Below are 26,156 nucleotides of genomic sequence, written 5' to 3' on the forward strand. Positions count from 1 at the left end.
TAATACTATTATTTGCCCGGATTCTATGCCCGCCTTGTTTTTGAATAAAATATTGTTAATTTCTTCCCTCTTTTTTTTTACCAGTTCGACCTCATATTTAGGATTGATTTTTTGAGTTTTTTTCCAACTAATTTTCGCCCGCTCGAAAAGTTCATAGTAACTCTGTTTTGATTTATATATCACACCAAACTCTCGCTCTACATAAGTAACCAGCTCATCTAAATTCCAATATTCTTTATTCTTTAGCCACTCAATTACTTCAGTCTTTTGTAGAGCTGTTAAATACCCTTTTGACCCTTTATGCCCTAGCTTGATTCCTTCGATGCCTTTGGTTTGAAATTGTTTTTTCCAATGACCAACAAAAAATTCACTTACACCGAGAATTTTGCTAATCTCATGGTAGAACTTGCCTTCGACAGCCATCCTTACAGCTATGGCTCGTTTAAGTTCTCTTGCATCGATATCACTTTTAATGAAAGATTCTAATTGAGTTATTTCCTTTTCCATATCTTTGAGGGGCAGTTTTAAATTATTCATCTTTTTATTGTCACAATCAAGTATTGCATATAATTGTATCCTAGTCTTGATAATCATTTAGGATTGCTATAGTTGTTATTAGACATCTCCCAAAATTATTGTGGAACAGGCACGGTGCCTATTCAAAATCTGCTTTTTAGCAGATGTCTATTAGTTATTTGTTATTTGTTAACGAAATTATTGAAGAGCTTTCCTAGCGAAGGACGCGAAGCAAGAGTAAACAATAATTTTATATAGTTAGTAAAATGTGACCGATATCTGTCAGCATAGAAATAGATAGTTCGATCGCCCTGAGAATACCGTGCAACCCGTAGACTTTACAACTTTAACCGCCACTTGCAGCGAACTGCGAGCCCAATGGCTGCCAGCGCGCTTAGAACAAGTCTACCAGCGCGATCGCTTCACCGTGTCCCTGGCCTTCCGCACCATGAAAGGGCGCGGCTGGATAGACCTTTCTTGGCATCCTGTGGCCGCCCGCATCTGCGTCGGCGACCCTCCGCCCCGCATTCCCGACACCTTCACCTTCAGCGAACAACTGCGGCACCAACTCAGCGGTTTAGCCTTAGTTTCCATCGCCCCCGTCTCCCCCTGGGAAAGAGTCATAGACTTGCAATTCGCCAAACGCCCCGGAGAACCAGCCCTCTGGCACCTGTACGCCGAAATCATGGGCAAGTATAGCAACGTCATCCTCACCGCCCAAGACAACCTCGTTGTCACCTGCGCCCACCAAGTCAGCGCCAAACAGTCCACCGTCCGTCCCATCCAAACCGGGCAACCCTACGAAATGCCCCCGTCTTTGACCGATGCAGTGCCGAGTCTGAGCGAATCTCAAAACCGCTGGCAATCACGAATCAGCCTGGTTCCTGGGCAATTAAAGGGCAATCTGTTGAAGAATTACCGAGGGACGAGTAAAGCCTTAGTTTTGTCAATGATTCGATCGGCTTCTTTAGACCCCGAACAATCCACCGACAGCCTGAATCCCGACGACTGGCAGCAACTATTCCAGCGCTGGCTATACTGGCTGCAATGCCTAGAAAACTCGAAATTTCACCCGAGTTTTACCCCCGAAGGCTACACCGTAATCGATTGGCCCGCACCGGATGTAAAAGAGTTAGAACCTGGAAACGAATCTAACTCCTCTGTTCCTTCTTCCTACTCTTCCGTTCAAGAATTACTTAACAGCTACTACACAGGCGAAATCAATCAAGAAGTATTCGCCCAACTGCGACATCAGCTTACCCAAAAACTCAACAACGTCCTGGCAAAACTGCGCCTCAAAGCCAACACATTTAAAGAACGCTTGCAGCAATCAGCAGACGCAGACACCCACAAATCCCAAGCCGACTTGCTGATGGCAAACTTGCAGCATTGGGAACCGGGAATGAAATCAATTTCTCTCCCCGACTTTGAAACCGAAAAACCAGTTATCATTTCCCTAAACCCGGAAAAAAACGCCGTTCAAAACGCTCAAGCCCTCTACAAAAAACACCAAAAACTTAAAAGAGCTCGCATTGCAGTAGAACCTTTGTTAGGCGCCGTACAGGAAGAAATCGACTATTTAGAACAAGTTGAAGTCGCACTTTCGGTGTTGGAAACCTACCGCAACAGCCAAGATTTGCAAACCCTCGCCGAAATCCGCGAAGAACTGATCCAGCAAAAATATCTAGACGTACCAGATTACCGCAGTACCGACAAAAATGCTGCGATCGAATTTCACCGCTACCAAACCCCCAGCGGCTTTGAATTATTAATCGGGCGCAACAACCGCCAAAACGACCAACTCACTTTTCGCACAGCCAACGACTACGACTTGTGGTTCCACACCCTAGAGATTCCCGGAAGTCACGCTTTGCTGCGTCTCAAACCCGGTACTGTGGCTGAAGAAACCGATTTGCAATTTGCAGCCGATATGACTGCTTATTACAGTCGCGCCCGCCACAGCGAACAAGTTCCGGTGGTTTATACAGAACCGAAATATGTATACAAGCCCAAAGGCGCAAAACCGGGTATGGTTGTATACAAGCAGGAGCGGATTGTCTGGGGGAGACCGCAGCAAGCTCCTGCTTGATTTATATAAAGTGAGATAAAGGGTTTATCGGCCGTCGAAACCTCGTTTTTACCCATAAGAAAGGGTTTGCAACCGATAAACCTAGGCAGGAACCGGGTTTTTGAACCCAGGCTGTATTATACAAAGTGACCGAAAGTGCGATCGTCTCCTAAAAATTAAAATTCGTCTGTAATGTAAAGTTTTATTACAGAAAATTAAATTTTGTTGTTATAATACCACTTAAGAGAGATGATATTTCTTTTAGAACCCTTTGCAAAGAAACGTGCAACTTGGGTTTCCTCACTGTGAGAAAAACACTGTGGGAACACAACGGATTTAACTATTTGTGCAGACCAGCTTTTGCTAAAGCTGGTCGTTTTTGTTAAAACCTTAAACCCGCTCCTAGAAAGTAAACGTCGTTCTGACAACCCCAATCACCAAATCAGAATTATTCTTATTGTGGTCGGGAGCAGTCAGCCAAATCAGACCAGGAGTGATAGAAATATTGTCGCTCAACTTAAACTGATAGAAACCTTCAACGTGCAGCGAAGTATCCTTATCTTCCGGCAAAGTCCGGTTAGTAGAACTCGTTACCCGCGGCTCCATACCTACGATAATCCCCGCCACATTTCCTTCTTTCAACAAATCGGGAAAAGCCAAAGTAACTGCCCAGTTCCAGATTTTTTGATCCCCCCGCTGCACAGAACCGGTAGGAGTAGTCAAGTTGGATAAAATGCGCTGGTTGGTGTAACCCGCCCAACCGCCAATTGCAAATCTCCGGTTCAACTGCCACGAAGCTTGCGCCCCGTAGGAATTGCTAGAAACTGGCATATTGCTATCGCTGTCGAGCCCGAAGGAAGCCAGACGCGCCGGGAAATTAGAAGCATTGCTGCCGGTACCGGTGACGACGTTGTAGGAATTAACGTAAGTTAAACCTAAAGCAATGCTGTCGCTCGGTGTAAAAGTCAACTGAGCCAAACCGCCGTAAGAGCCGTTAAACAAACCATTTCCCCGCGTCGGGTCCGCAGCATTGCCGGTCATATATCCCAAACTCAGTTCGAGTTTTTCCCCAAACTGATGCCGCATAGCGATGCCAGAACCCCCTATCAAATAGTAAATTGGGTTGCGAGTACCGAAGTTAGAAAGAGCGCCGTAGCTGCCGTCTCCGTCAAAGTAAGGGTTGACAGTGTTAACAAAATCATCAGCAGCGCCGGCGTTGGCTTCGAGAATTACAGTAGTGCTTTTGCCGATAGGGAATTGGTAAAGCAGCGCATCTAAACCTACCGTATTGCTAGCCTCGGCAAAAGGCCCGGCATTAAACCGCAATTCTCCTTCAGCGGTTTTCGTATTATTAGTAGAAAACGAACCCAAATTTAAAACTTGCAATCGAGTTCTCAGCAAATCTTCTCCAGAGAAACTCGTGTCGAAATTGATCCGAACCCTGCTGCCAAAAGCCGTGGCTTTATCAGCTTCGCGGCCCTCGGCATCATCTCCCCTGGCGATACCGGCCAAACCAAATATCACTTCGCCGTTGAGTTTAGTCGTAGTTGAAAACTGATTTGCTTCTAATTCAGAGGCGCGCGCTTCCAAAACATCGACGCGGCCGCGCAAAGTTGCTAATTCCGTCGCAAATTCTTCTTGCAACCTTTGCACAGAAGCCAAATCTTCTCGCGTCGCCAGATTTCTGGAACCGCCTTGAATCAGCTCGCTAACTTTATCCAAACACGCATTTAAACCTGCTGCAAATTCGTAGCGAGTCATCGCCCGGTTGCCGCGAAAAGTGCCGTCAGGATAGCCAGCTATGCACCCGTAGCGCTCTACTAGAGACTGCAAAGCTTGGAACGCCCAATCGGTGGGCCGAACGTCGGAAAGTTGCGACACAGATGTTACTTGGCCGGCCGCATCTTCGCTGCTACTGCCTTCTGTGCTGTATTGGTTGATTTGTTCTAAAAGATAAGACTGTGCTTGAGGTTGGGCACTTGAATCAGTGGATTGCGAAATCTGATCGGGCTGTGCGGCTGCTTTTTCTGCGTTTAAATTAGCCAGTGGTGCGGGGGGTTGCGTTTCGCTTAAGTTTGCGGGCGCTACTGCGGGGATTTGCTCGGCGACTGGTTGTTCGGGACTTAAATTTGCGGGCGCTACTGCGGGTTTGGTTTCGCCTAAATCTGCTGCTGCAACTTCCGGTGCTTTTGCTTGTTCGGCAACTGGGGCGATCAAATCGTGAGTGAAGCCCTTGTAGAGGCTCGCACTTTCTTTCTCAATAGTTTCAACAGTTGATTTGCTAGCTAGTGACGCTGGTTCGGCTGTATCAGGCTTTGCTGTCTCAGACTTGGCTGCCTCGGTTGCAGCACCTGCTAATTGCAATTTATCAGCTTGAGCTGCCGTGGCAATTTCTACAGGTTGCTCTACTGCTAGCGCCGTCGAAGATACGACTAAACTTGCTGCCAATACAGCGGGACTAATTAAAAGTCCCTTCCACAAAAATTTGGACATTTTTTCCTCACACCATATTGAGCAGATCGCCGATTCCGAAGATTTAGGCGCCCGCAAATCACCTTCAGTATTCCGCCTAATAGTATTTCTTGTCAACTATCGGGGAAATCACTGCTGGAAAGGGCTGTTTTGCTGTGGTTGATTTGACAAAAACTCCGTTTATTCCCAAAATCCTTGGTTTGACCTAGATACCTACATAGAAACCTGGTTGATGGCTGGATATTGCGTAAGTTATCCCTCAGTAAGACTAATATTGACAGCACTGGCGCTAACAAATCGTTTGATCGGCTACAAATACAAGTGAAAAAACTCAAATACGCCCTAGTTCACGAATGGTTGACGCCGTTAGCTACTGGCGGTTCAGAACTCGTAGTGCAGGAAATTCTCAAACACGTAGACGAGGCAGATGTCTATGCTCTCATCGACTTTGAATCAGCTAATCCCGAAAGCTATCTTTTCGGGCGACAGATTGGCACAACATTTTTGCAGCACTTTCCCGCAGCCCGCAGTGGCGTCCAAAAATATCTGCCATTTCTGCCGATCGCGATCGAACAACTAGATCTGAGAGAATACGACATCATCCTCTCATCGTCCCATGCCGTCGCCAAAGGCATCCTCACCAGTCCCCAGCAACTCCACGTCTGCTACTGCCACACTCCCATGCGCTACGCTTGGGACTTAACTTTTGACTATTTGCGTAGCAGCAAAGCCGGACGGGGCATCCAGGGTCTGCTGACGCGATATTTGTTGCATCGACTGCGGCAGTGGGACGTAATTTCCGCCAATCGTGTTGATTATTTCATAGCTAACTCTCAACACACTGCGCGCCGAATTTGGCGGTGCTATCGGCGGCGGGCCCAGGTGATTTATCCGCCGGTAAATATCGAGCGATTTTCCTTGATGCGACAAAAACAAGACTTTTACGTCACAGTTTGTCGGTTAGTAAGTTACAAAAACGTAAGTGCGATCGTCCAAGCATTCAATCAACTCGGGCATACTCTAATTGTCATCGGCACCGGGCCAGAATTAGAAATGATTCGGCAAATCGCCAAACCCAACGTGCAAGTGCTCGGCTGGCAGCCCGCCTCCATAGTTGAAAAGTACATGGCAGAGGCGAAAGCCTTTGTATATGCAGCTTGCGAAGATTTTGGCATAGCTTTGGTAGAGGCTCAAGCTTGCGGAACACCAGTAATTTCCTATGCAGCAGGGGGCGCTTTGGAGACAGTGCTCGACATTCGCCAACACCCAGAGACAGGGACTGGTTTATTTTTTTCCTCCCAAACCGCAGCAGCATTAGTCGAAGCTGTCAAGGAATTTGAACAGTTGCAAGGCAAATTTCGGCCAGAAATCTGCAGGTTGCGCGCTGAACAGTTTGCCCCCGAAGTTTTTGGGCAGCGCTATCTAGCTTTTGTGGAACGCTGCTATCAGGAATTTCACTCCCGTGATTTTACCGAGTCTGGGGCTTGAGAGTGCCAGAACCCGATAGCGGGACAATCTCCCTTCTGCCTTTGTATAAGTGCCTTCAGAAGACCTCTGCATAAGTGCCTTGTGCCTTTTTCCTTCTGCCGCCAGAAGCCCTCTTCCTTCTTCCTTGTGCCTTTTGAAGCCTTCAGAAGGCAGAAAATTGAGTATTGGAAACATAATTGAGAGAACAAAGCGTCTTGAGGCTTTATGATCAGGACTGTGTGTGGTGTGAAGTGAAGGAGTAAGATGACTGCCGACAGCCAACTAATCTCCGGCAAGGTAATTCGAGCGATCGCAAGACGCGGTTTTGGGTCTGTCCTGCAAGGAGATAGACGCATAAGTCGTTCTCTACAGAGCCTCGACGGAGAACTTTTCAAGCGGTTATTTGACATCCTGTTTTCCTTATCGGTTCTGATCCTGTTTGCTCCGGTTTACCTGCTTTTGGCTTTCTTAATCGCCTTAAGCTCGCCCGGTCCTATTTTTTACGTACAGGAACGAGTAGGCAAAAACCGTAAAAGGTTTTATTGCCTTAAATTCAGAACGATGGTGGAAAATGCGGACGATATATTGCTGGAAATCATGGAAAATTCTCCGCATTTGCGTCAAGAGTTTGAGGACAATTTCAAGCTGAAACAAGACCCTCGAATTACCTGGATTGGAAGATTTTTACGAATGACCAGTTTAGACGAGTTTCCCCAGTTTTGGAATGTTTTAAAAGGAGATATGAGCGTCGTCGGACCGAGACCTTTAGTTGAAGAAGAACTGCCGAGATACGGTCGTCACATCAACAAAATTCTCACCATAAGACCTGGAATTACAGGCTTGTGGCAAGTGTCCGGTCGCAACGACATTCCGTATCCCCGCCGAGTCCAAATCGACCTCTATTACGCAAATGACAAAAACCTTTGGATGGATATGTGGATTGTTTTCAAAACAATTGGAGTTGTGATTTTTCCCAAAAATAACGGCGCATATTAATTTTTGTCCGCAGTCAGCCATCGGTAGTTAGTTTTATTTGTTACTGACCACTGATGCTGACTACTGACAATCAGCGACAAACTCTTTGTCAAAACAAAACAGTTCCTAGATGCCGATCGCACAATTGTGAGCTTACTTAACTAAAGGGGCAAATACTTAAATAAACCTATCTCTTATTCATCTAGAAAGATCAGTTCTTCTAGATAGACTACTTTAGGTTTAGGTGTTAAACTTAACTCTATAACCTTTGGCTTAAGGGGGATAGCCTACTTATCTTGGGATAGCCCACTACCCAACAGCGTAGGAAGTAAACTTCAACTGGCTTTAGGTAACTAAAGTTAAGTTTGAGTAAGTTTTATAAAGCAGTTAACGTAGAGTTTGAGAATACGGCCGGCAGGGAGCAACAGCCTCTGCCAAAAAATTTATTGTGAATTAACACAGCCTGTCAAAGGAAAATCAGATGACGCAACGTAAGCGAGCGCTAATAACAGGTATTACAGGTCAAGACGGCTCCTACTTGAGCGAATTACTGTTAGAGAAAGGATATGAAGTTCACGGCATTATCCGGCGCAGTTCTAGTTTCAATACCGATCGAATTGACCACATCTATGTCGATCCTCACAGCGAGGGTGCGCGCCTGTTTCTACACTACGGCGACTTGACGGACGGCACGACTCTCCGCCGGATATTGGAAGAAGTTCAGCCGGTAGAAATTTATAACTTAGGCGCTCAATCTCACGTTCGAGTCAGTTTTGACTCGCCGGAATATACGGTTGACACAGTAGGGATGGGAGTATTGCGGCTGCTAGAAGCAATTCGGGACTATCAGCACCGCACCGGCATAGAAGTGCGGTTCTATCAAGCAGGTTCTTCGGAAATGTTTGGTTTGGTACAGGAAGTTCCGCAAAAGGAAACAACTCCTTTTTATCCCAGAAGTCCTTACGCCTGCGCTAAAGTTTACGGGCACTGGCAAACAGTAAATTATCGCGAGTCTTACGGACTTTTTGCCTGCAACGGCATCTTGTTCAATCACGAATCTCCCCGCCGTGGCGAAACTTTTGTAACTCGCAAAATTACTCGCGCCGTTGCCAGAATAGTCGCCGGCAAGCAGAAAAAGATTTACTTGGGCAATCTCGATTCTAAGCGGGACTGGGGCTATGCTAAAGACTACGTGCGGGCGATGTGGCTGATGCTGCAACAAGACAAGCCTGACGATTATGTCATTGCTACCAACGAGACCCATTCTATTAAGGAATTTCTCGATTTGGCTTTTACTTACGTCAATTTAGATTGGCAACAATATGTAGAGTTTGACGAACGCTACTTGCGGCCTGCAGAAGTCGAACTTTTGATTGGGGATTCGACTAAGGCGCGCCAGCAATTAAATTGGGAACCTTCTGTAACTTTTCAGGAGTTAGTACATTTAATGGTAGATGCTGACATGAAAGCTTTAGACCAGCAAGGTCGAGGTTCGGGCAACGGATTTGATTAAGTCGCTAAACCACGCCGTCAGTGCGAACAATTTGTAGGGGTCGGGCCCCGTGTCTACCCCTTTGGCGAAAAGCCCGCACCGGGGGATAGCCCCTGCAAGCACTTCACAACTGATGATCAGATGGTTGTTACAGCTATTAACAGGATCGGCATTCAAAGAACCAGCTTAATTGCTCGCAAAATTTTCGGCTATGCGGGCTAAAGAAAACATTAAAATGATAGTTGAGCACTCACGGCACTTATATCTAACTTTCGGGTGTGCACGGCGCAAATTGTCCATATCTGCTGCTAAAACAAATTTGTGGGCAACCTCATCCTGTAGCTGAAAGCTTTTTTTGCTAAAGCAACAATTTTAGAATTGAAATTGTCGATCGACCCTTATTCAAAATCCCGAGGCTAAAATTATGACAAGCTTGGATTTAAGCAGCAAACGCATTCTAGTCACTGGCGGCGCCGGTTTCTTGGGCCGTCAGGTAATCGACCAGCTAGTGAAAGCAGGGGCCGATGCTGATAAAATTTCCGTAACTCGATCGCGCGACTGCGACCTTCGCGTCATGGAAAACTGTAAGCGCGCCGCCGACAAACAAGATATGATCGTTCACCTCGCCGCCCACGTCGGCGGCATCGGCTTAAACCAACTAAAACCCGCTGAATTATTTTACGATAATTTGATGATGGGCGTGCAACTAATCCACGCCGCCTACGAAGCAGGAGTTGAAAAATTTGTCTGCGTCGGCACCATTTGTGCTTATCCCAACTTCACCCCAGTTCCTTTCAAAGAAGATGACCTCTGGAACGGCTATCCAGAGGTAACTAACGCACCTTACGGAGTAGCGAAAAAAGCCTTATTAGTGCAACTGCAATCCTACCGCCAGCAGTACGGATTCAACGGTATCTACTTGCTACCAGTAAATCTGTACGGCCCGGAAGATAACTTTGACCCGAAAAGTTCCCACGTCATCCCCGCATTAATCCGCAAAGTCCACGAAGCGCAAGAAAGAGGAGACAAAACACTCCCAGTTTGGGGTGACGGCAGCCCTAGTCGCGAGTTTTTGTATTCCACAGATGCCGCGCGGGGAATTGTGATGGCGGCTCAATCTTACAGTGAATCTGACCCGGTTAATTTGGGAACGAATAGCGAAGTTAAAATTCGCGATTTAGTGGAAATGATCTGCGAATTGATGGGATTTGAGGGAGAAATTGTTTGGGAAATAGACAAACCGAACGGTCAGCCACGCCGCTGTTTGGATACGGAAAGGGCTAAGGAAAAGTTTGGTTTTGTTGCGGAGGTGAAGTTTAAGGAAGGATTGAAGAATACGATTGATTGGTATCGAAAACACGCCGTTTGAGTGGGAAAAACCCGGTTTCTTGAAAAAACCGGGTTTTTTTAAGAAAGGTGGTGAAGGGAAATAAATCACCAGAAAGAAATTTGGCGTTGTTTAATCAGGGTATGAAAAAAATAAGTTGAAAATCCCCCAGCTTTGTGGATACTGGTTTCTATGACTGGCTTATTTAGCGTTTCATACCGTAAATCAGCAACGCCGAATAAGACTATAGGGCCGGGTTTTACAACCCATCTGTGGGTAGGACCAACAATATAGTAAACCAACCCCCACTATAGCGGTAAATCGCAATTGCTTTCTATCGATAAAAAATCAGATCGCAATTTGTGCCAATCTGCATTTTGGGCGATCGACTACCTCTAAAGGAATATTCAAAAAAACATTTTTCACAATTTATTAAAATTTATTATACTACTTGTCAGGTGCGGAGCGGAAATATTCTCTCACTCCCGATACACAATAAAGCCTGACCGAAAACAATTTAGTTGCCAGCCCGGCGATTCATTCCTTTGCAGGCTGGCTGACGGGGTAAACTTTTCAATTCTTTAATCTTTAATCTTTAATCTAAAATCGAATGACTCCCGACAAAACCGGATTCAGTATTAGCGCGACCGCCATTCGCCGCCACATCGGCACCCTCATGCTGACACTTGCCATTATAGTCGTGGGCATTTTCTACATAACCCAACTGCCCGTTGACTTGCTGCCCTCCATCACCTATCCCCGCATCAGCGTTCGCTTAGACGCCCCCGGAGTCTCCCCAGAAGTCGCCGTTGACGAAATTACCCGCCCCCTCGAACAAGGACTTTCCGCAACAGAAGGAGTCACGCAAGTTTTTTCCCGCACCCGCGAAGGACAAGTCAGCGTCGATTTATTCTTCAGACCGGGTGGCGATATTGACCAGGCTCTTAATGACGCTACAGCCTCCGTCAACCGCATTCGCAACCGACTTCCCGATACGGTTGAATCGCCAAATCTGTTTAAATTTGACCCTTCTCAACAGCCGGTTTACGAATTTGCCCTGACTTCAGACTCGCGACAAGGGGTAGATTTGCGGGTATTTGCCGATGACGAATTAGCCCGGGAAATTAACGTTATTCCAGGAGTAGCTTCGGTTGACGTTTCCGGTGGCGTTCAAGAAGAAATTCAAGTTAATATTGACCTGAACCGACTGCAAAGTTTAGGAGTTAATCTTAACGACGTTTTTAATGCTTTGCGCGCTCGCAATTTAGACACTTCCGGCGGCCGGCTGCGGCAAGAATCTAACGAACCGCTGACGCGCACAATCGGTCGCTTTAAAACAGCTTCTGAAATCGCCAATCTTTCCTTTCAAGTATCCGGTTCCAACCCGCCAAAACGAGTTTACCTGCGCGATTTTGCCCAAGTCAATGACGGAACGGAAGAACAGCGAGTAAAAGTTTTTCTCAATCAAAAACCTGCCGTTAAAATTAGCATCTTGAAACAGCCGGACGCCAACACGATTACTGTTGTAGACGGAGTGAAAAATCGCATCAAAGAAATGCAGGAGTCCGGCTTAATTTCGGCGGACATGACCGTAGTTACTACCTTAGACGAATCCAGATTTATCCGCAATTCCTTAGCCGATGTGGCGAATGCGGGGGTTTCAGGGGCAGTGCTGGCTGCGATCGCAGTTTTGTTCTTTTTAGGCTCCCTGAGACAAACCCTGATTATCTCTCTGACTATTCCTCTGTGTACTCTAGCAGCCATTATTTTAATGCGGCTGTTCGGTATGTCGCTGAATTTATTTAGTTTAGGCGGTTTAGCGCTAGGAATCGGTCAGGCGATCGATACCAGCGTAGTTATTTTAGAAAATATTGTAGTCGGTCTAGACAGCAACCCTCATCTGAAAAAAGGCAGAATCAAAGATCGAAAAGAACGCACCATAGAAGAGTCGGTAGAGCGGAGTGAAGAAGTAGAATCAGCAATGGTTGCCTCTACAGCGGCCAACTTAGTATCAGTGCTGCCATTTTTGCTGATCGGTGGCTTCTTTTCGCTGTTATTTAACGAATTGATTTTGACAATTAGCTTTGCAGTAGCAGCGTCTTTGCTAGTAGCTTTAACGGTAGTGCCGATGCTAACTTCTCGCTTGATGGGAATGTCTTATTCCAGCGGTATCAGTCAGTTCGGGCCGATAAAACATTTCAACCGCGGTTTTGAAAACGGCACGCGAGCCTACGGTTCAATGCTGTCAAAAGTGCTGGGTTTGCGGTTAATTATCATTGCCCTCGCTTTTGTAATTTTAGGTGGCGGCACTTGGGTGATGGTGGGACAAATTCCCCAAGAAATTTTGCCAAGAGTTAATACAAGCCAAGCCAGATTATTTGCTTCATTTCCTCCGGGTACTAACTTGGAAACAAATCAAAAAGTGATTGCTGCTGTCGATAAAATTTTACTAGAACAGCCAGAAACAGAGTACACTTTAACGACAGCGGGAGGGCTGCTGTTCGGCAACAATACGGTTGAAAATTTGCTCCGGGGAAGCAGCACAATTACGCTCAAATCAGGTACCAATACCACAGATTTTACAGAAAGAATGACTGAGGAATTGAAAAAAATTGACCTTCCTAAAGGAACTCGTCTGCGGCTAGTTCCAGAATCGATTAGGGGTTTAGTTTTAACTAATTCTCCAGTGCGGGGTGGCGAAATTGATGTCGTGGTTCAGGGGGACACTGAAGAATCATTGCAGGAAGCAGGCCGTCAGATATTAAAAGCATTAGATGAGAAGGTAAAATTAGCCCGGTTTCGGCCGGAGGCAGACCCGCCGCAGTCAGAGGTACAAATTCGTCCAGACTGGGAAAGGGCGGCTGTGTACGGGCTGACAGCCCAAGATATTGGGGAGACAATTCAGACAGCAATTGAAGGTGCTGTTCCCACTCAGTTGCAGCGGGGAAACCGATTAATAGATGTGCGGGTGCAGTTCGATCGCACTTCTGTCAAATCTATTGCTCAACTCGGACAAATTCCATTATCGGGCGGCAATAACAGCATCATCCGTTTAAGCGACGTGGCAAATATTATTCTCGGCAAAGCGCCTGCAGAAATTCAGCGTCTCAATCAGCGGCAAGTTTTCTTAGTTGTCGGAAATTTGAATAAGGGTGCAAGTCTCGGCGATGCTGTCCAGCAAGTCGATGCAGTTTTATCAGAACTCAAGTTGCCGCGAGGAGTAAGAATTGTGCCGAGTGCGGCTGCTGAAACTAATGAACAATTGCAAACTTCTCTCAAGCTTTTGGGAGGGTTGGCGACTTTTTTAGTGTTTGTAGCGATGGCGGTGCAGTACAATTCTTTGGTTGACCCGCTGGTGATTTTGCTGACAGTGCCGCTGGCGTTGGCGGCGGGAGTATTCGGGCTTTATGTGACCAAAACTGCGATCGGTGCGACGGTGATGATCGGTGCAATTTTGCTAGTGGGAATTGTGGTGAATAACGGCATCATTATGATCGAGTTGGCGAACCAAATTCTGGAAGATGAAGGAGTCGATCGCACAACCGCAATTCTCAGGGCGGCACCTCAGCGCTTGCGGCCGATTTTGATGACAACTATTACTACAGTTTTGGGTTTGTTTCCCCTAGCTTTGGGAATTGGAGAGGGTTCGGAGTTTCTGCAACCTTTGGGTGTGGTGGTGTTTTCCGGTTTGTCGCTGGCAACTTTGCTGACGCTGTTTATTATTCCCTGTTTCTATATTTTGCTGCACGACTTCTTTGGGATGTTTGCAGCGAAGAAGAAGCCGCAGGCGGTGGCTATTCCGCTGCAGAAAACGGCGAGAAAGACTCCGAATTTGTAAAAAAATCCGGATATCTTGCATCATTTTCAATAACAGGCTTTCCGACCTGTTCCACACAGAATCAGTTTTCTTGTGGGGAGTAGGGGTTCGGCAGGAAAGCCCGCCCTGAAAGGATTATGGATAATGGTGCAAGATATCAGTTTTAACCGACTGTAGAAAATATGAGCTATAACAGCCAGGATGCCTGTTCCACAAAGCAATGGAAAGTGCGATCAATTGTAGTTCTCTTTGAGAGGACTTTTGCTATGAGGTAGGGGTTGAAAACCCCTGTCGGACTGCAGAGCTCACAAACAATACCGATACTGCATTTGATCTTCTGTTGAGACGCCTAGAATTAGTCAATAATATCAACTCCGCTAGCATCGTCGCGCGTAAAATCGAATCAACAGTCAATACTCAACTATCATTCAGTTTTTCGACCCCTCTTTCAACAGTCAACAGTCAACAGTGAACAATAATTCGGGTGCAACCGGAATTGATATCAGGTGTGTTTGACATCCGAAACTTGTATGTTACAATAATACTACATAACAACCTGGCAACACAAACTTAAACAAAAATGCCCTACGAAAAATTAGACATCTCAGCCCCAAAACCAGTATTATCTTGGGCAAATCACGCCCTAGGCGAAAAAGAGACCAAGATGACCACAAACGTAGCGTCTTTGCCCTTTGTATTCAAACACGTCGCACTAATGCCGGACGTACATTTAGGAAAAGGTGCTTTAGTCGGTTCAGTAATTGCCACAAAAGAAGCGATTATTCCTGCTGCTGTGGGCGTTGATATTGGTTGTGGGATGGCTGCCATTAAAATGCCATTCAAGGCTGAAAAATTAGAAGGTAAACTCAAACAAATTCGCCTCGATATCGAAGCCGCAATTCCCGTGGGATTTGCGGAAAACAAGGAAGTAGAAAAAACTGTCACCAACTGGCAAGGATGGGGCGAGTTTAAGGAACTTCATCAAGGTGTGCAGCACCAAAACAATAAAGCCTTAAAACAAATGGGTTCCCTCGGCGGCGGTAATCATTTTATTGAGGTTTGCGTTGATACTGAAAACTTTGTTTGGCTGATGCTGCATTCCGGTTCTCGCGGCATAGGAAATTTGCTCGCACAGCAGCACATCGAGACTGCTAAACATTTAGCTAAACTAGCAGAAATTAATCTAGCTGACAAAGATTTGGCTTATTTTGTGGCGGGTACGCGGGAGTTTGCGGCTTACTGGCACGATTTGCAGTGGGCGCAAGATTATGCTCGTTTTAATCGCGATGTGATGATGAATCGGTTTAAGCGAATTGTGGAAAAGCACGTCGCGGGCGGCAAATCTGTTAAGCCGTTATTAGAGGTGAATTGCCACCACAATTACGCGGAAAAAGAGGTGCATTTTGGGGAAGATGTGTATGTGACTCGCAAGGGTGCGGTGCGCGCGGATGTAGAGGATTACGGGATTATTCCGGGTTCGATGGGGGCGAAGTCTTTTATTGTTAAGGGTAAAGGTAATGCGGAAAGTTATTGTTCCTGTTCTCACGGTGCGGGGCGCTTGATGTCTCGCACTCAAGCGAAGAATGTATTCACTCTGGATGATTTGGTGCGGCAGACTGAGGGGGTTGAGTGCCGGAAAGATGAGCAATTTTTAGATGAAATTCCGGGGGCTTATAAGCCGATTGATGAGGTGATGAGTCAGCAGTCGGATTTGGTGGAAGTTGTGGCGACTTTGAAGCAGGTGGTTTGTGTCAAGGGTTGAATGTAAGGGAAGCTACAAAGGCAATAGCCCTTGAACACGTAGTCTAGCAGCAAAAGGAGATTCGCCAGCTTCAATTTCTGCCTGTTTAACATACTCTTATCGTCGCTTGATTTCTGCATCGAGTTCTTGTTTGCGATCGCAATAATAAGCTAAGGCAGAAAGAATTTGGCTCATAGTCAAGTAGCGATGATTGAGGTGTAATTCTGCTGGACTCCAACCATAAGCTATCTCAGCTTCGACTAATTCAACGACTTTCATCGTAGTTCCGGCTATGATGGGAACATTGTCTTCGTTGAGTTCTATATATTTATACTCGGTCTTTGTAAGTGTCGTAGTTCCTGCTTTGTCGATCGGCTCTTAAATAGGATGTCTATTTTATAGTATACTTCGCCGAATCCATGCTACAATAGCAGCGACTAAATCGGGTTGGCTGGGTGAAAAAGTTGGTAAGGGAATATTTCCTTGTTCGCACACCACACAAATCGCGCGATCGAATTTGCTTAAAGCTTTCAGAAATGAATCGCTAAATCCTGTGGGTGTGGCCGAGAGTGCGGTGGAATCGTAGCAGATGAAAAATAGAGGAATTTCGCTTTCTATCCTTAAGTTATCCCAGTAATCTTGTAATTCTGCCATTGTTTTTGGTTTACTATCTTCACTTTTGTCACAACCTTGTAAGCGCATTTCGTTGTAAATTTTGGTAGCGGGATTTTCGGGATTACCGAATTTGTCACTGTCGAGGCAAATTAGTTTGACTTTGCTGCATAAATCAGCTCGCTCGTTAATGGCTTCGGCAAGGATTTGGGGTAAGTTTGCTATGTTGAGGCTTGCTGTTGCGGAGTTGGGAATGGTGTCTTGGTGCCAAGCTTGATAGAAGTCGGGGTAGGGCATATTTTGAGCGCAATGCCAAATAATTTCATATGCTTCTGAATCTTCTATATAGTCTTTTAAACCAATGACGACTATGGCAAGCAAATTGCTGTTAAGGATTGTTTTTAAGAAATAGAGTGCCTCCCTTGCGATGATCTGCTCATGAGTTGTCGTCAAAAGCTTAACTACAACTTTTGTTGCGTCTATACTTTTAGACGCAGCCTTTCCCAAAACCCAAGTAATTTTTTGGCAGATATGTATGTTATTGTTAGAGTTCAGTATTTCTTCTAGCGTATACACAACTCTAGATTGAATAGAAGCGATTTCTGCTAATCTATCGACCGCAAATAAGTTTATAGCTCCTGTTAAATCATACCAAACACTGTTGCGGCTTGTATCTAGTTTGTTCAAAACCTCAATTAGAGTATTAATATCTTCCCAATCTTGAGAATATGTATTGAGGATAGGCTTTCTTTCCAAAAGTATAATTAAGGTAGAGATATCATCTAATCTCCCAATTATTTTCTCAACCTTCTTTATATCTATTTCTTGTCTCAGTCGAATAAAATTTTCAAATTTGTCATTGCCGGTAGAAAGATTGAGCCGACTGATATCCGACTCTGAAGGGATTGGCTTAGTTTGTTGTTGGTTTTGTGACCGCTCAGCCAGAGCAGCAGTTGCAAGAGGATGACCAGCACTAAACTTTCTCAAATGCTCTATAACAGGGAGATGGTCAAAATTAATTATTTTGGAATGCTGGAATTCTTGTTGAAGATAATCTAGATAGTTAACGAGAATTCGGATTGCATCTGAATGGCCAGGAGCCACTTGGACAAGGAGCATAGCAATATCTGGAAATTTTTTCTCTATTTGGCTATAGTTTAGCCACTTATTTAGTGTGTTAACTAGGTTCTCGCAGTGCGTCTCTAATAGAGCTGCTGTCGCTGCATTTTGAATCGGATTACGTAGGTAAAAGTTATTATTTTTAGCGTTAAGATCGCCAACCTTCCATTCGATAACTCGCTCTACAATCTCATCTGTATAGCTACAGTCCTTAAACTCTGCAATTCCAGCAGCCGCAATAAAATACGCTCTGTACTTATAAAAATCACCACACCTATCCTCAAACTTGACCAGAGCATCAATAAATTCCTGTTTCTGCTTTTCCTGTTTCTGCTTTTGTTCAATCTCCTCTCGACCCAACCATAGCAAAATCACCTCTTTCCACTGTGGCTCGAAAATGCGATAGCGCTTGCCAGAAACAGGAGTATCGACATGATTACGAGGCAAGAAATAATCCCGGTCAACAGCCAGCGCCGCAAAATATTCCTCAAACGTGGGATGCCAAAAAGCATAAACTGTTTCATCCGGGCTTTCAGCCGCCAAACCAACCTTGTTCAACCAACCCAATTTCAACGCCAACCCAAACAACTCCTCATCGGGTTGCCCTAATACCTGACAAACCAGACTGTGCTTAAGTCGAAACCGGGATTCAGTTTTGTCGATCGCCAACTTGGCCAACTCTCCCAATGCCCGATTTAATTTCTCCCGCTGAGTATAATTTGTGGGAAATTCCTTGCCTTTCCAATCATAAAACTTCTCGACAAATCCCTGATAAAGTTTCGCCTTTGTATCTGGCAAACCCCCACGATCGCGCCACCTATTCCAAGTGCTGCACAACAGCGCCAACCGCAGGGGATTTTTCACCAAATCTTTGATTCGCTCTTTTCCTGGTTCGTCTAACGCCTGTCGCAATTGCTGACCTAAATTTGGCTTTTTTTTGAACCACTTGGCGATAAATTCTCCCACTCTATCCGGCGTTGTACTATCCCCATAACTAAATTCCAACGTGCGATAAATCTCAAAATTGTCCGCCAGCACGTTGCGGTTTGCTTCCCAGACATTCAGCCGACAAGTCAGCACCACCCGCGCTTGTCCCATCCAACCTTTTAACTGATTAGAAATTGCCCAGAGGGGTTCTTCCCCCTGCACGGACATTTCATCTACGCCATCCAACAACAACCAAACTCGCCCCTGATTGCACAGTTTTTTCAGTTCGGTTTTCAGCGCTTCCGTTACTTCCACCATTTCCAGCGAGATATAAGGTAGCGCTGCTGGAAGCCATTTGTCGAGTAAATATTGCTCTAGAAATTGCTGCTGGGAACTGGTTTCTGGTAAATCGGCCAGGGAAATCGAAATAGGTAAAATTTCGGTGTTTTCCTGCACCCAAAAAGCGATTTTGCGTAACAGGGTGGTTTTTCCCGCCCCCGGTTCGCCAATAATAGCGATGCGCTTACCGTTATGCTTACCTTTCCCCTCTGTGAGGATATCCAGCAAAAACTGTTCGTGTTCAAAGCGCTGCTTTTCTTCGTATTCTGGCTCGTACAGGCGCGAACCTTGCTCTGCTTGAGTCTCGCCACCGATCAGATTAGGTTTTTTGCGCTCTACTAATGCTAGCGGTACGTGGATTTCTTCTAACTCAAAGCGATCGTCCTTATCGCGCATGAACTGATTGGTGGTTAGCGGTTTCTCTGCTTCCAGCATGGCGAGGCAAATATTTCGCCAGTCAAACGCATCAGATTTCTTGAAGTTTGCCTCTAAAGCTTTAGATTTTTCGGGTCTGCTATCTTCCCACGCCTTATCAAACTGCTTGAGATTCTTTTCCCGATCTTTTGACCACAGCGTCAGCGTGAAATGCCAGGTATCAACTCCCTTGGTTTGGGTGCGGTTGTCCTCCAAAATCTTTAAGAAGTCTTTTAACAGGTTCAGCGCTTCTCGAATTTTAGGTTTAGTTAACTTGCCAGGATATTTGTCTTTTGCGATCAACCACTCCAAAGTGACCAGTGTTGTTTCGACAATCAGTTTAGGGTTGGTACTGTCTTCCGCTTCCCACTTGGATTTAATGTCAAAGCTGTCCTCAAATTCCCAATCGACGAAAGCAAGCAATGCCTCCAACAGGCGCTTCACCCGCTCTTTAACCGTAGGCCCGTAAGTATTTCGCGGCATAGAAGTCCCAAAAATTACCATAAAGTCTGGGGCTACCCCAAACTATCGTTACTACCCCAAACCCCTACTATCCCGATTTTACAAGACTTTTAGCTGCGATCGCTACGACTTGATTAAGCTTACAACCCCAAAGAGAACCTGTGGATGTGGTTAATCAAACAAGGTTCCGAACATGAAAAACAACAGCCAAAGCGATCGACAAAAGTTCATCCGCCATGCGATCGCAAGTGCATTTATCCTGCAAGCAGTCATTATCGGCATCAAGGGCAATCTCGATGTGTATTCAGGTAAACCAGCCCTTGATGTTATCCAGGGGATGATAGTTCAGGGGATTGAGTTAATCGTCAAAACCCATCGCACCCGAAAGAGTGTTGAGGAGATCGATCGCATTAAAAAAGATCGCATCGCCCAAAATCCCGACGATTGATAGCGCTTCGAGGGTGCAAGATCGAGCGCACAAACAGCATCAAAAGGGGGAAATTGAGCTTAACTCGATTTCCCCCTCTTGACAAACGCTTGGTTTTCTCAGGCTATTCTCTAACAAACCATCTGCTGCCACTCAAGTTCTAGCAAGCGCAGCAGTCTTTCATCGCCCTTGGCCTTGGCTGCTTGCTTTCTACGATCGAGAATATTGCAAATATTCGCCTGGTGCACTTGCGCCACTTCCACAACTGTTGGGTAATATTCCCCCCTCGCTGAGGCGCTAGCTGCTGCGACATCCCGATCGCCAGCTTGAGCATCTCGCTTTTTGCTATTGTTGGTGCCACCGTATTTTTTGGGGTTGGGAATGTGTCTCGGATACCGATAGTTCCAGTTTTGGCCCCGGTATTTGCCCGCCACTTCGCCTTCGACCATATCAACTGTCGGAATGTCGTACTCGTAGTTTGAACCGCGATAAGTGAGTTTCATATTTTTTGATCCTTATATTTATGGAGATAAAAAGGGCAGTCAGGTCAGGGTTGGTTTTTTTGGCTAAAACTTTTTTAGTTTCTGTATTCAATTATACTGTTTTTTGAGATAAATCAATTTTATTTACAATAATTAATATTTGGAGGGGAGCCGACAAGAAAAAACCCGCCGCAGCGGGTTTAATCGAGTTTTTGACTAATTCAAGCAGCACCCGGAGCGAAACTGCTTCGGTTCTGAAGAACTAGCCAACTGTCACCTGATCGGTTTGCACGCCTGCGGCACCTTCTTCAGCAGAGGCGATCGCCACCAACTTGTCGAGAATTTCCTGACTGGGAACTTGACCTTTGAGAACAACCGTGCCGCTGAGCTGAGCCACATAAACAGTCTCGATATCAGCAACTTCTGGATCGCCGTCAAAAGCTAAAGCAACCCGCTTCGCAAGGCCGCTTTCGTCAAAATTTCCGTCTGGGCCGACTTTAGCAGGAGCGATGGATTGCGCTTGGGCAGCTTGCTGTACTACTTGTGCCATCGGTTCAGCCTGGGGTGCAGGCTTTTCGAGTCCGAACAGTCTTTTAAACCAACCCATAGTATTTGAGTCTCCTGAAAATACACTTTTTCCAAGATACCTCTAGAATTCCAAAAGACTCGTAATTGTTGCAAAACTCAGCGAAATTTATCAAAATGTTTTTCGGCAGACTTTCACAATCTCAAATCTCCCCTGATATCTAGATGTTGATTTGGCTATTTTATGTATATGACAATCGCTACGCCTTGGATTGCAGACGAGTAGTCGAAATAGTTCGCACTTTTACCTTGAAAAACCTGCACAGCGCGCCGGAATACATTCCCGGTTTGTTTAACTACTGGGGACATCTCGTGCGGGTCATCGAACTGTGTTCACTGATGCAGGGGACGCTAACCCGCGCTTAATTGGTGTAGTCCTGCATAAGTAGTGATGCAATTTGATGTAAGCCGCTGTGTGCAGATGAAAGGCAAAAATCACTACTTATTTACCAATTACCAATTCCCAATTCCCAATTTCCAATTCCCAATTACTACTCACCAATTTCCAATTCCCAATTACTACTCACCAATTCCCAATTAGAGATAATTAAATCTAATTCTTAACTTTTTAAATAATATTGTTCTGCTTCCGACCAATTGAGTTTAAGCAACAAATCATCTCCCCATGTCAGCTTGAGACTCGGCTTAATTGCTTGCACGCCCAAAGCCCTAATAATCTGCGCTGCGACAGCTTTGGCCAGTAGCGGTGGTACAGAATTTCCGACTTGGCGAAAACCGTGCCATTTGGTGACGTGAAATCTAAACCAGTCAGGATAGGAATGCAGTCGCGCAGCTTCTCTGACTGTAATGCACCGAGGGGCGATCGGGTGAATCGGTCTCGGCGAAGTATAAGCCCCCCTAGCCCTGTCGGTTCCCGCCCTGAGAGTGTTGCAAACTCCGTCGGGGTGAAGCTTGTAAAAACGGCTGATCGGCTCTTTTTCGCCGTGTTTTGCCGCATGAAACCTTTCCATACATTCCTGAGAATGTTTAGTTCGCAAACTACAAGAGAGGATTTGTCGATCGTACTCGCGATCGTAGGAATAATCATCATCCAAAGCATCAATTCCGCGCATTATACTCGCATAAGTGCTGCACTTTCCGTACTCCGCCATCACCCAATCTCGGTGCAATAACTCGCTGTACTTTTCCACATCCGGCAAATCTCCAATCGCATCCCAAACTGTCGGGACAGCAGGTAAATTAATTTTTTTATAGCGTTTAGGAATTTTAATTTTCGGCAGTATAGTAGTTTGCTGAGGATATTTGGGTAGCTCATAACCTTCTTTGCACCCAATCAAAAACAATCGTTTGCGAGCTTGCGGCACTCCATAGTGAACAGCGTTGAGAACTTGATAATTTTCTTCTACTTTATAGCCACGTTTCAGAAAAGAGCTAATTAAAACTTTCAGGAGTTCTTTGTGTTCTCCTGATGCAATTCCCGGCACATTTTCCATTACAAAAAACTTGGGTCTTAGCTCCAAAACTAAGCGCTGAAAGTGAAAAATTAGAGAATTTCGCGGGTCGTCAACATCGCGCTTGCCCATCATGGAGAATCCTTGACAGGGCGAACCGCTGATTACTACGTCTATCTCGCGCCGCCCGATCGCCGATTTTTTCCGAATTTCTGAACCCGTCAGCGCTGTGACATCTTTGCACAGAATAGAACACAGCGGGAAATTAAACTCGTGTGTGGCGCAGTGAATAGGGTCAATTTCGACTGAGGCAAGTACATCAAAACCTGCTTGTTCAAAGCCCAGGGTCATGCCGCCCGCGCCTGCAAATAAATCAACAGCGATCGGTCGCTTTTTCCGATTGCTTGGCATAACATTTCAATAACAAAGTTGCTTTAATAGAAATTAAGGAAATCAACCGCGTTTCTGGTAATATATCGTAGGTTTGTCCACGATCCAGCCACAAAGAAACCGGGTTTATACATAACCTTTCAAGACGAAAAATGCTTTAAGAAGCTGTATTTATTTTAACATTTTTCATGATTTCCACAGCGGCCCGATCGCACACACCCACATCTCCGAGACTTTCCCGCATTTCCCGATAACCTGCCAAAGTTTGCTGGCGTCGATCGGCATTTTGCAGCAATTCCAGTGCGTGATTCACTATATTTTCCGCAGTAGCTTCGTCTTGCAGTAACTCCGGGACGATCGGCTTCATTTGCACCAAATTAGGCGGAGACATAAAAGGAATCGAAAATTTCAGGACGTGGCGAAAAATCCAAGCCGTAATTGGACTGACGCGATAGAGGACAACTTGCGGAACATCCAGCAAAGCCAACTCCAGATTAACAGTACCAGATTTAGTAATCGCCAGATCTGCAGCAGCCAAGATTTCCAGAGTTTGATTTTCTAACAAAGTAGCCCGCAAACCGTAATTCTCGATCGCCTGTTCGATTTTGCTGCGAAAAGCTTTGTTAGCAAGCGGAATCCAAAAATTAACTTCCGGCAATTTAGCTTGAATAATTTGAGCTGCCTCAAATATAACCGGCATCAGGTACTTGAGTTCTTGGTGTCTGGAAGCGGGAATTAGAGCGATCGACACCTGTTCCGGCCCAATTCCCAAAGTTTTGCGGGCAACTTCCCGGCTCGGCGCAGATTGCATTCTATCCACCAAAGGATGACCAACCCAACTCACTTGGGCTCCTTTTTTTTGATAATAACTAGCTTCCTCTGGGAAAATTGCCAAAAGTTGGTCGCAAATATTGACAATCAGATCAGTATTGCGAGGAGAAATGGACCAAACCCATTCTTGAGGTGCGATGTACCAAACCACCAACAAATCAGGCAAACAGCGGCGGATGTAGCTGCCAATACCGAGATTTGGAGTCAAATAATCAATCAATACAACAGCATCGGGGCGAAAGCTTTTGAGATATTGTTTAGCTTTTTGCTGAACTTTGATCGTGGGCCAAATATACGGCACTGATTCTATAAGGCCCATAGAACCAATGCCCACAGTATCGCCTAAAATAGTAGCCCCAGCTTCCGCCATACGAGGGCCGCCCAATCCGGTTATTTCTAACTCCAAACCGGCGGCGACAGCGTGACGTTTTAAGGCTGCAACTAACAAAGCTCCTTGCAAATCGCCAGAAACCTCACCAGTGCTGATAAAAATTTTCATAAAATCCTCGATATCATCAGTAAGGTGCCCCGGAGCAAAACTTTTTTAGCTGGGTCAAGGCTTGAAACTGACACACCCTACAGCTAACTGCTCATAGGTTTGTAGTGAGAACTGCAGTCCTCTCTGACGCGACTTTTAGCTAATAAGGACTAAAATCCTTACTACAAACAATAGGTTTATTCTACCTCATTTACTTTTTGCCAGGAATCAAACCGCGCCGCCCTTTGGTTATAGACTGCTGCACAAATCTCCGCAGGTGCTGCAAGTGGGCGTTTTCTGGTAACAAATCCAACTGTTCCAAAGCTTGATTGAGAGTGTAGCCAGAATGGTATAGAATACGAAAAGTTTTCTTCAAAACTAGCAAATCTTCTGCTGTAAAACCAGCGCGTTCGAGACCTATTTTGTTGATGGCTCGCACTCTCGAAGGATTCCCCTCGACTAGCATATAAGGAGGTACGTCTCGATCGATCCTGCTCAAGCCGCCCACCATAGACAAGCGGCCGATGTGGACAAACTGGTGAACCCCCAAAACACCGCTCAAGCGGGCTTGAGACTCGATTTTAACGTGTCCGGCTAAGGCTACAGCATTGGCGATAATTACTCGATCGGCGATCGCGCAATTGTGTCCCACATGAACATAAGCCATCAATAGATTATGATTGCCAATTGTCGTGCTTTCTCCGGCTCCTGTAGCGCGGTTAATTGTCACGTATTCCCGAATGAGATTGTTGTCGCCAATTTTCACCCTAGTCAGAGAACCCTCGTATTTCAAATCTTGAGGTTCCAAACCAATCGCCGCACCGGGGAAAATTTGATTGCGAGCGCCTATTTCTGTTAGCCCGTCGATAATTGCATGGGCGCCAATCTTAGTATCCGGCCCGATTTTCACTCTTTCCCCAATTACAGCATAAGCTCCCACTTCTACAGTTGGGTGAAGTTCAGCGCGGGGATGAATCACAGCAGTTGGGTGAATCAAAGTAAGCATTTGTCAGTTGTTTTGCTGGTAAGTGGGAAGGAAGTTTGGCAACGCGCAGTGTAACGGATTAAACGAATGGATGTTGACGGAAGAAGGAAGGAAGAGGGAAGAAGGAAGAGGGAAGAAGGATCTTTTTAAATTTTAAGATTGCTTCATTCCGAGGAAGGCTTCGCGGTTTTAATTTAAATTAAAAATTCACAACTTAAAACTACCCGCCAGCACTCACCACTTCCCAACTTAATCTACCATCGAAAAAGTCAATTCTCCTTCACAAACTTTTTGTCCGTCTACTTCAGCCAGAGCCTGCATTTTTGCGAAGCGACGGCGTTTTACCCACAGCAATTCTACAGTCATCAGCAACTGATCGCCTGGTACAACCTGACGACGGAACTTGACTTGATCAATTCCGGTAAACATCCACAATCCTTGCTTGATGTCGGGCAACTGAGCCAGAACAATACCGCCAACTTGAGCCATCGCTTCGACAATTAATACTCCCGGCATAATCGGCCGTCCGGGAAAATGCCCTTGAAAATGCGGTTCGTTAAAAGTCACATTTTTAATTCCTACAGCCTTCTCGGACGGCACGTAATCAACAATCTTGTCAACCAGTGCAAAAGGATAGCGATGAGGCAATAATTTCTGAACTTCTTCGAGAGTAAAAGTAGATTTAACCGCTGGAGAATCTTCACCGTTTTTGGTGGGGACGGATTCAGAATTAGCAGTATTGAGGGTGTTAACTTCAGTCAGCGTAGACATTGCTTGAAGACTTTTGAGTGTGGTATTGCAGAAGGCAGAAGGAAGAT

At 45.6% G+C, this 26,156-nt stretch carries 19 protein-coding genes; 9 read left to right on the forward strand and 10 right to left on the reverse strand.

The window, feature by feature from the left end:
- On the reverse strand, window positions 1–537 hold a 537-nt coding region (locus QUA42_RS23790), incomplete at its 3' end, for a winged helix-turn-helix domain-containing protein (RefSeq protein WP_333140640.1).
- A 301-nt stretch (window positions 538–838) separates the two neighbouring features.
- On the opposite strand from QUA42_RS23790, the gene QUA42_RS23795 reads away from it, so the two are divergent.
- Complete coding sequence (locus QUA42_RS23795) at window positions 839–2,605, forward strand: NFACT RNA binding domain-containing protein (protein WP_333140642.1); 1,767 nt, start codon at window positions 839–841, stop codon at window positions 2,603–2,605.
- Window positions 2,606–2,986: 381 nt separating this feature from the next.
- Here the strand turns inward: QUA42_RS23795 and QUA42_RS23800 are convergent, their stop codons facing one another.
- Window positions 2,987–5,077, reverse strand: coding sequence for an iron uptake porin (locus QUA42_RS23800; protein ID WP_333140644.1), 2,091 nt, complete (start codon window positions 5,075–5,077; stop codon window positions 2,987–2,989).
- Window positions 5,078–5,377: 300 nt separating this feature from the next.
- On the opposite strand from QUA42_RS23800, the gene QUA42_RS23805 reads away from it, so the two are divergent.
- The 6 genes from QUA42_RS23805 (at window position 5,378) to QUA42_RS23830 (ending at window position 15,896) form a co-directional block, all read left to right on the forward strand.
- Window positions 5,378–6,544, forward strand: a complete 1,167-nt coding sequence (locus QUA42_RS23805; protein ID WP_333140646.1) for a glycosyltransferase — start codon at window positions 5,378–5,380, stop codon at window positions 6,542–6,544.
- A 243-nt stretch (window positions 6,545–6,787) separates the two neighbouring features.
- Window positions 6,788–7,519 carry a sugar transferase gene (locus QUA42_RS23810; RefSeq protein ID WP_190663127.1) on the forward strand — a complete coding sequence of 244 codons (732 nt, stop codon included), beginning with the start codon at window positions 6,788–6,790 and terminating at the stop codon, window positions 7,517–7,519.
- 460 nt (window positions 7,520–7,979) lie between these two features.
- Window positions 7,980–9,011, forward strand: a complete 1,032-nt coding sequence (gene gmd / locus QUA42_RS23815) for a GDP-mannose 4,6-dehydratase (protein ID WP_333140648.1) — start codon at window positions 7,980–7,982, stop codon at window positions 9,009–9,011.
- Window positions 9,012–9,414: 403 nt separating this feature from the next.
- Window positions 9,415–10,359, forward strand: coding sequence for a GDP-L-fucose synthase (locus tag QUA42_RS23820; protein WP_333140651.1), 945 nt, complete (start codon window positions 9,415–9,417; stop codon window positions 10,357–10,359).
- 568 nt (window positions 10,360–10,927) lie between these two features.
- A complete protein-coding gene (locus QUA42_RS23825) occupies window positions 10,928–14,155 on the forward strand; it encodes an efflux RND transporter permease subunit (RefSeq protein ID WP_333140653.1) in 3,228 nt (1,075 codons plus the stop codon).
- A 559-nt stretch (window positions 14,156–14,714) separates the two neighbouring features.
- The gene (locus tag QUA42_RS23830; protein WP_333140655.1) at window positions 14,715–15,896 is read left to right on the forward strand and encodes an RtcB family protein; all 1,182 of its coding nucleotides are present in this window, start codon (window positions 14,715–14,717) and stop codon (window positions 15,894–15,896) included.
- A 96-nt stretch (window positions 15,897–15,992) separates the two neighbouring features.
- Here QUA42_RS23830 and QUA42_RS23835 read toward each other — a convergent pair whose 3' ends face one another.
- Together QUA42_RS23835 and QUA42_RS23840 are read right to left on the reverse strand one after the other, a co-directional pair.
- Window positions 15,993–16,247 (reverse strand): DUF433 domain-containing protein, encoded by a 255-nt coding sequence (locus tag QUA42_RS23835; RefSeq protein WP_333140685.1) that lies wholly within the window; start codon window positions 16,245–16,247, stop codon window positions 15,993–15,995.
- 24 nt (window positions 16,248–16,271) lie between these two features.
- Window positions 16,272–19,790, reverse strand: coding sequence for an NACHT C-terminal alpha/beta 1 domain-containing protein (locus QUA42_RS23840; protein ID WP_333140658.1), 3,519 nt, complete (start codon window positions 19,788–19,790; stop codon window positions 16,272–16,274).
- Between the two features lie 151 nt (window positions 19,791–19,941).
- On the opposite strand from QUA42_RS23840, the gene QUA42_RS23845 reads away from it, so the two are divergent.
- Complete coding sequence (locus tag QUA42_RS23845) at window positions 19,942–20,196, forward strand: hypothetical protein (RefSeq protein ID WP_333140660.1); 255 nt, start codon at window positions 19,942–19,944, stop codon at window positions 20,194–20,196.
- A gap of 110 nt (window positions 20,197–20,306) precedes the next feature.
- On the opposite strand, the gene QUA42_RS23850 is transcribed toward QUA42_RS23845, so the two are convergent.
- Together QUA42_RS23850 and QUA42_RS23855 are read right to left on the reverse strand one after the other, a co-directional pair.
- Window positions 20,307–20,678, reverse strand: coding sequence for a DUF4278 domain-containing protein (locus QUA42_RS23850; protein ID WP_333140662.1), 372 nt, complete (start codon window positions 20,676–20,678; stop codon window positions 20,307–20,309).
- Between the two features lie 241 nt (window positions 20,679–20,919).
- Window positions 20,920–21,264, reverse strand: coding sequence for a BON domain-containing protein (locus QUA42_RS23855; RefSeq protein ID WP_333140664.1), 345 nt, complete (start codon window positions 21,262–21,264; stop codon window positions 20,920–20,922).
- Window positions 21,265–21,407: 143 nt separating this feature from the next.
- Here QUA42_RS23855 and QUA42_RS23860 point away from each other — a divergent pair, with 143 nt between their 5' ends.
- The gene (locus QUA42_RS23860) at window positions 21,408–21,608 is read left to right on the forward strand and encodes a chemotaxis protein CheW (RefSeq protein ID WP_333140666.1); all 201 of its coding nucleotides are present in this window, start codon (window positions 21,408–21,410) and stop codon (window positions 21,606–21,608) included.
- Between the two features lie 194 nt (window positions 21,609–21,802).
- Here the strand turns inward: QUA42_RS23860 and QUA42_RS23865 are convergent, their stop codons facing one another.
- The 4 genes from QUA42_RS23865 to fabZ form a co-directional block, all read right to left on the reverse strand.
- Window positions 21,803–23,065, reverse strand: a complete 1,263-nt coding sequence (locus QUA42_RS23865) for a DNA cytosine methyltransferase (protein ID WP_333140668.1) — start codon at window positions 23,063–23,065, stop codon at window positions 21,803–21,805.
- A gap of 136 nt (window positions 23,066–23,201) precedes the next feature.
- A complete protein-coding gene (gene lpxB / locus QUA42_RS23870; RefSeq protein ID WP_333140669.1) occupies window positions 23,202–24,374 on the reverse strand; it encodes a lipid-A-disaccharide synthase in 1,173 nt (390 codons plus the stop codon).
- A 190-nt stretch (window positions 24,375–24,564) separates the two neighbouring features.
- Window positions 24,565–25,359 (reverse strand): acyl-ACP--UDP-N-acetylglucosamine O-acyltransferase, encoded by a 795-nt coding sequence (lpxA, locus tag QUA42_RS23875; protein WP_333140671.1) that lies wholly within the window; start codon window positions 25,357–25,359, stop codon window positions 24,565–24,567.
- A 228-nt stretch (window positions 25,360–25,587) separates the two neighbouring features.
- On the reverse strand, window positions 25,588–26,109 hold the full coding sequence (fabZ, locus tag QUA42_RS23880; RefSeq protein WP_333041219.1) for a 3-hydroxyacyl-ACP dehydratase FabZ: 522 nt from the start codon (window positions 26,107–26,109) through the stop codon (window positions 25,588–25,590).
- Window positions 26,110–26,156 lie beyond the last annotated feature (47 nt).

The sequence above is a fragment of the Microcoleus sp. Pol11C2 genome, assembly GCF_036701505.1.
Taxonomy (GTDB): domain Bacteria; phylum Cyanobacteriota; class Cyanobacteriia; order Cyanobacteriales; family Microcoleaceae; genus Microcoleus.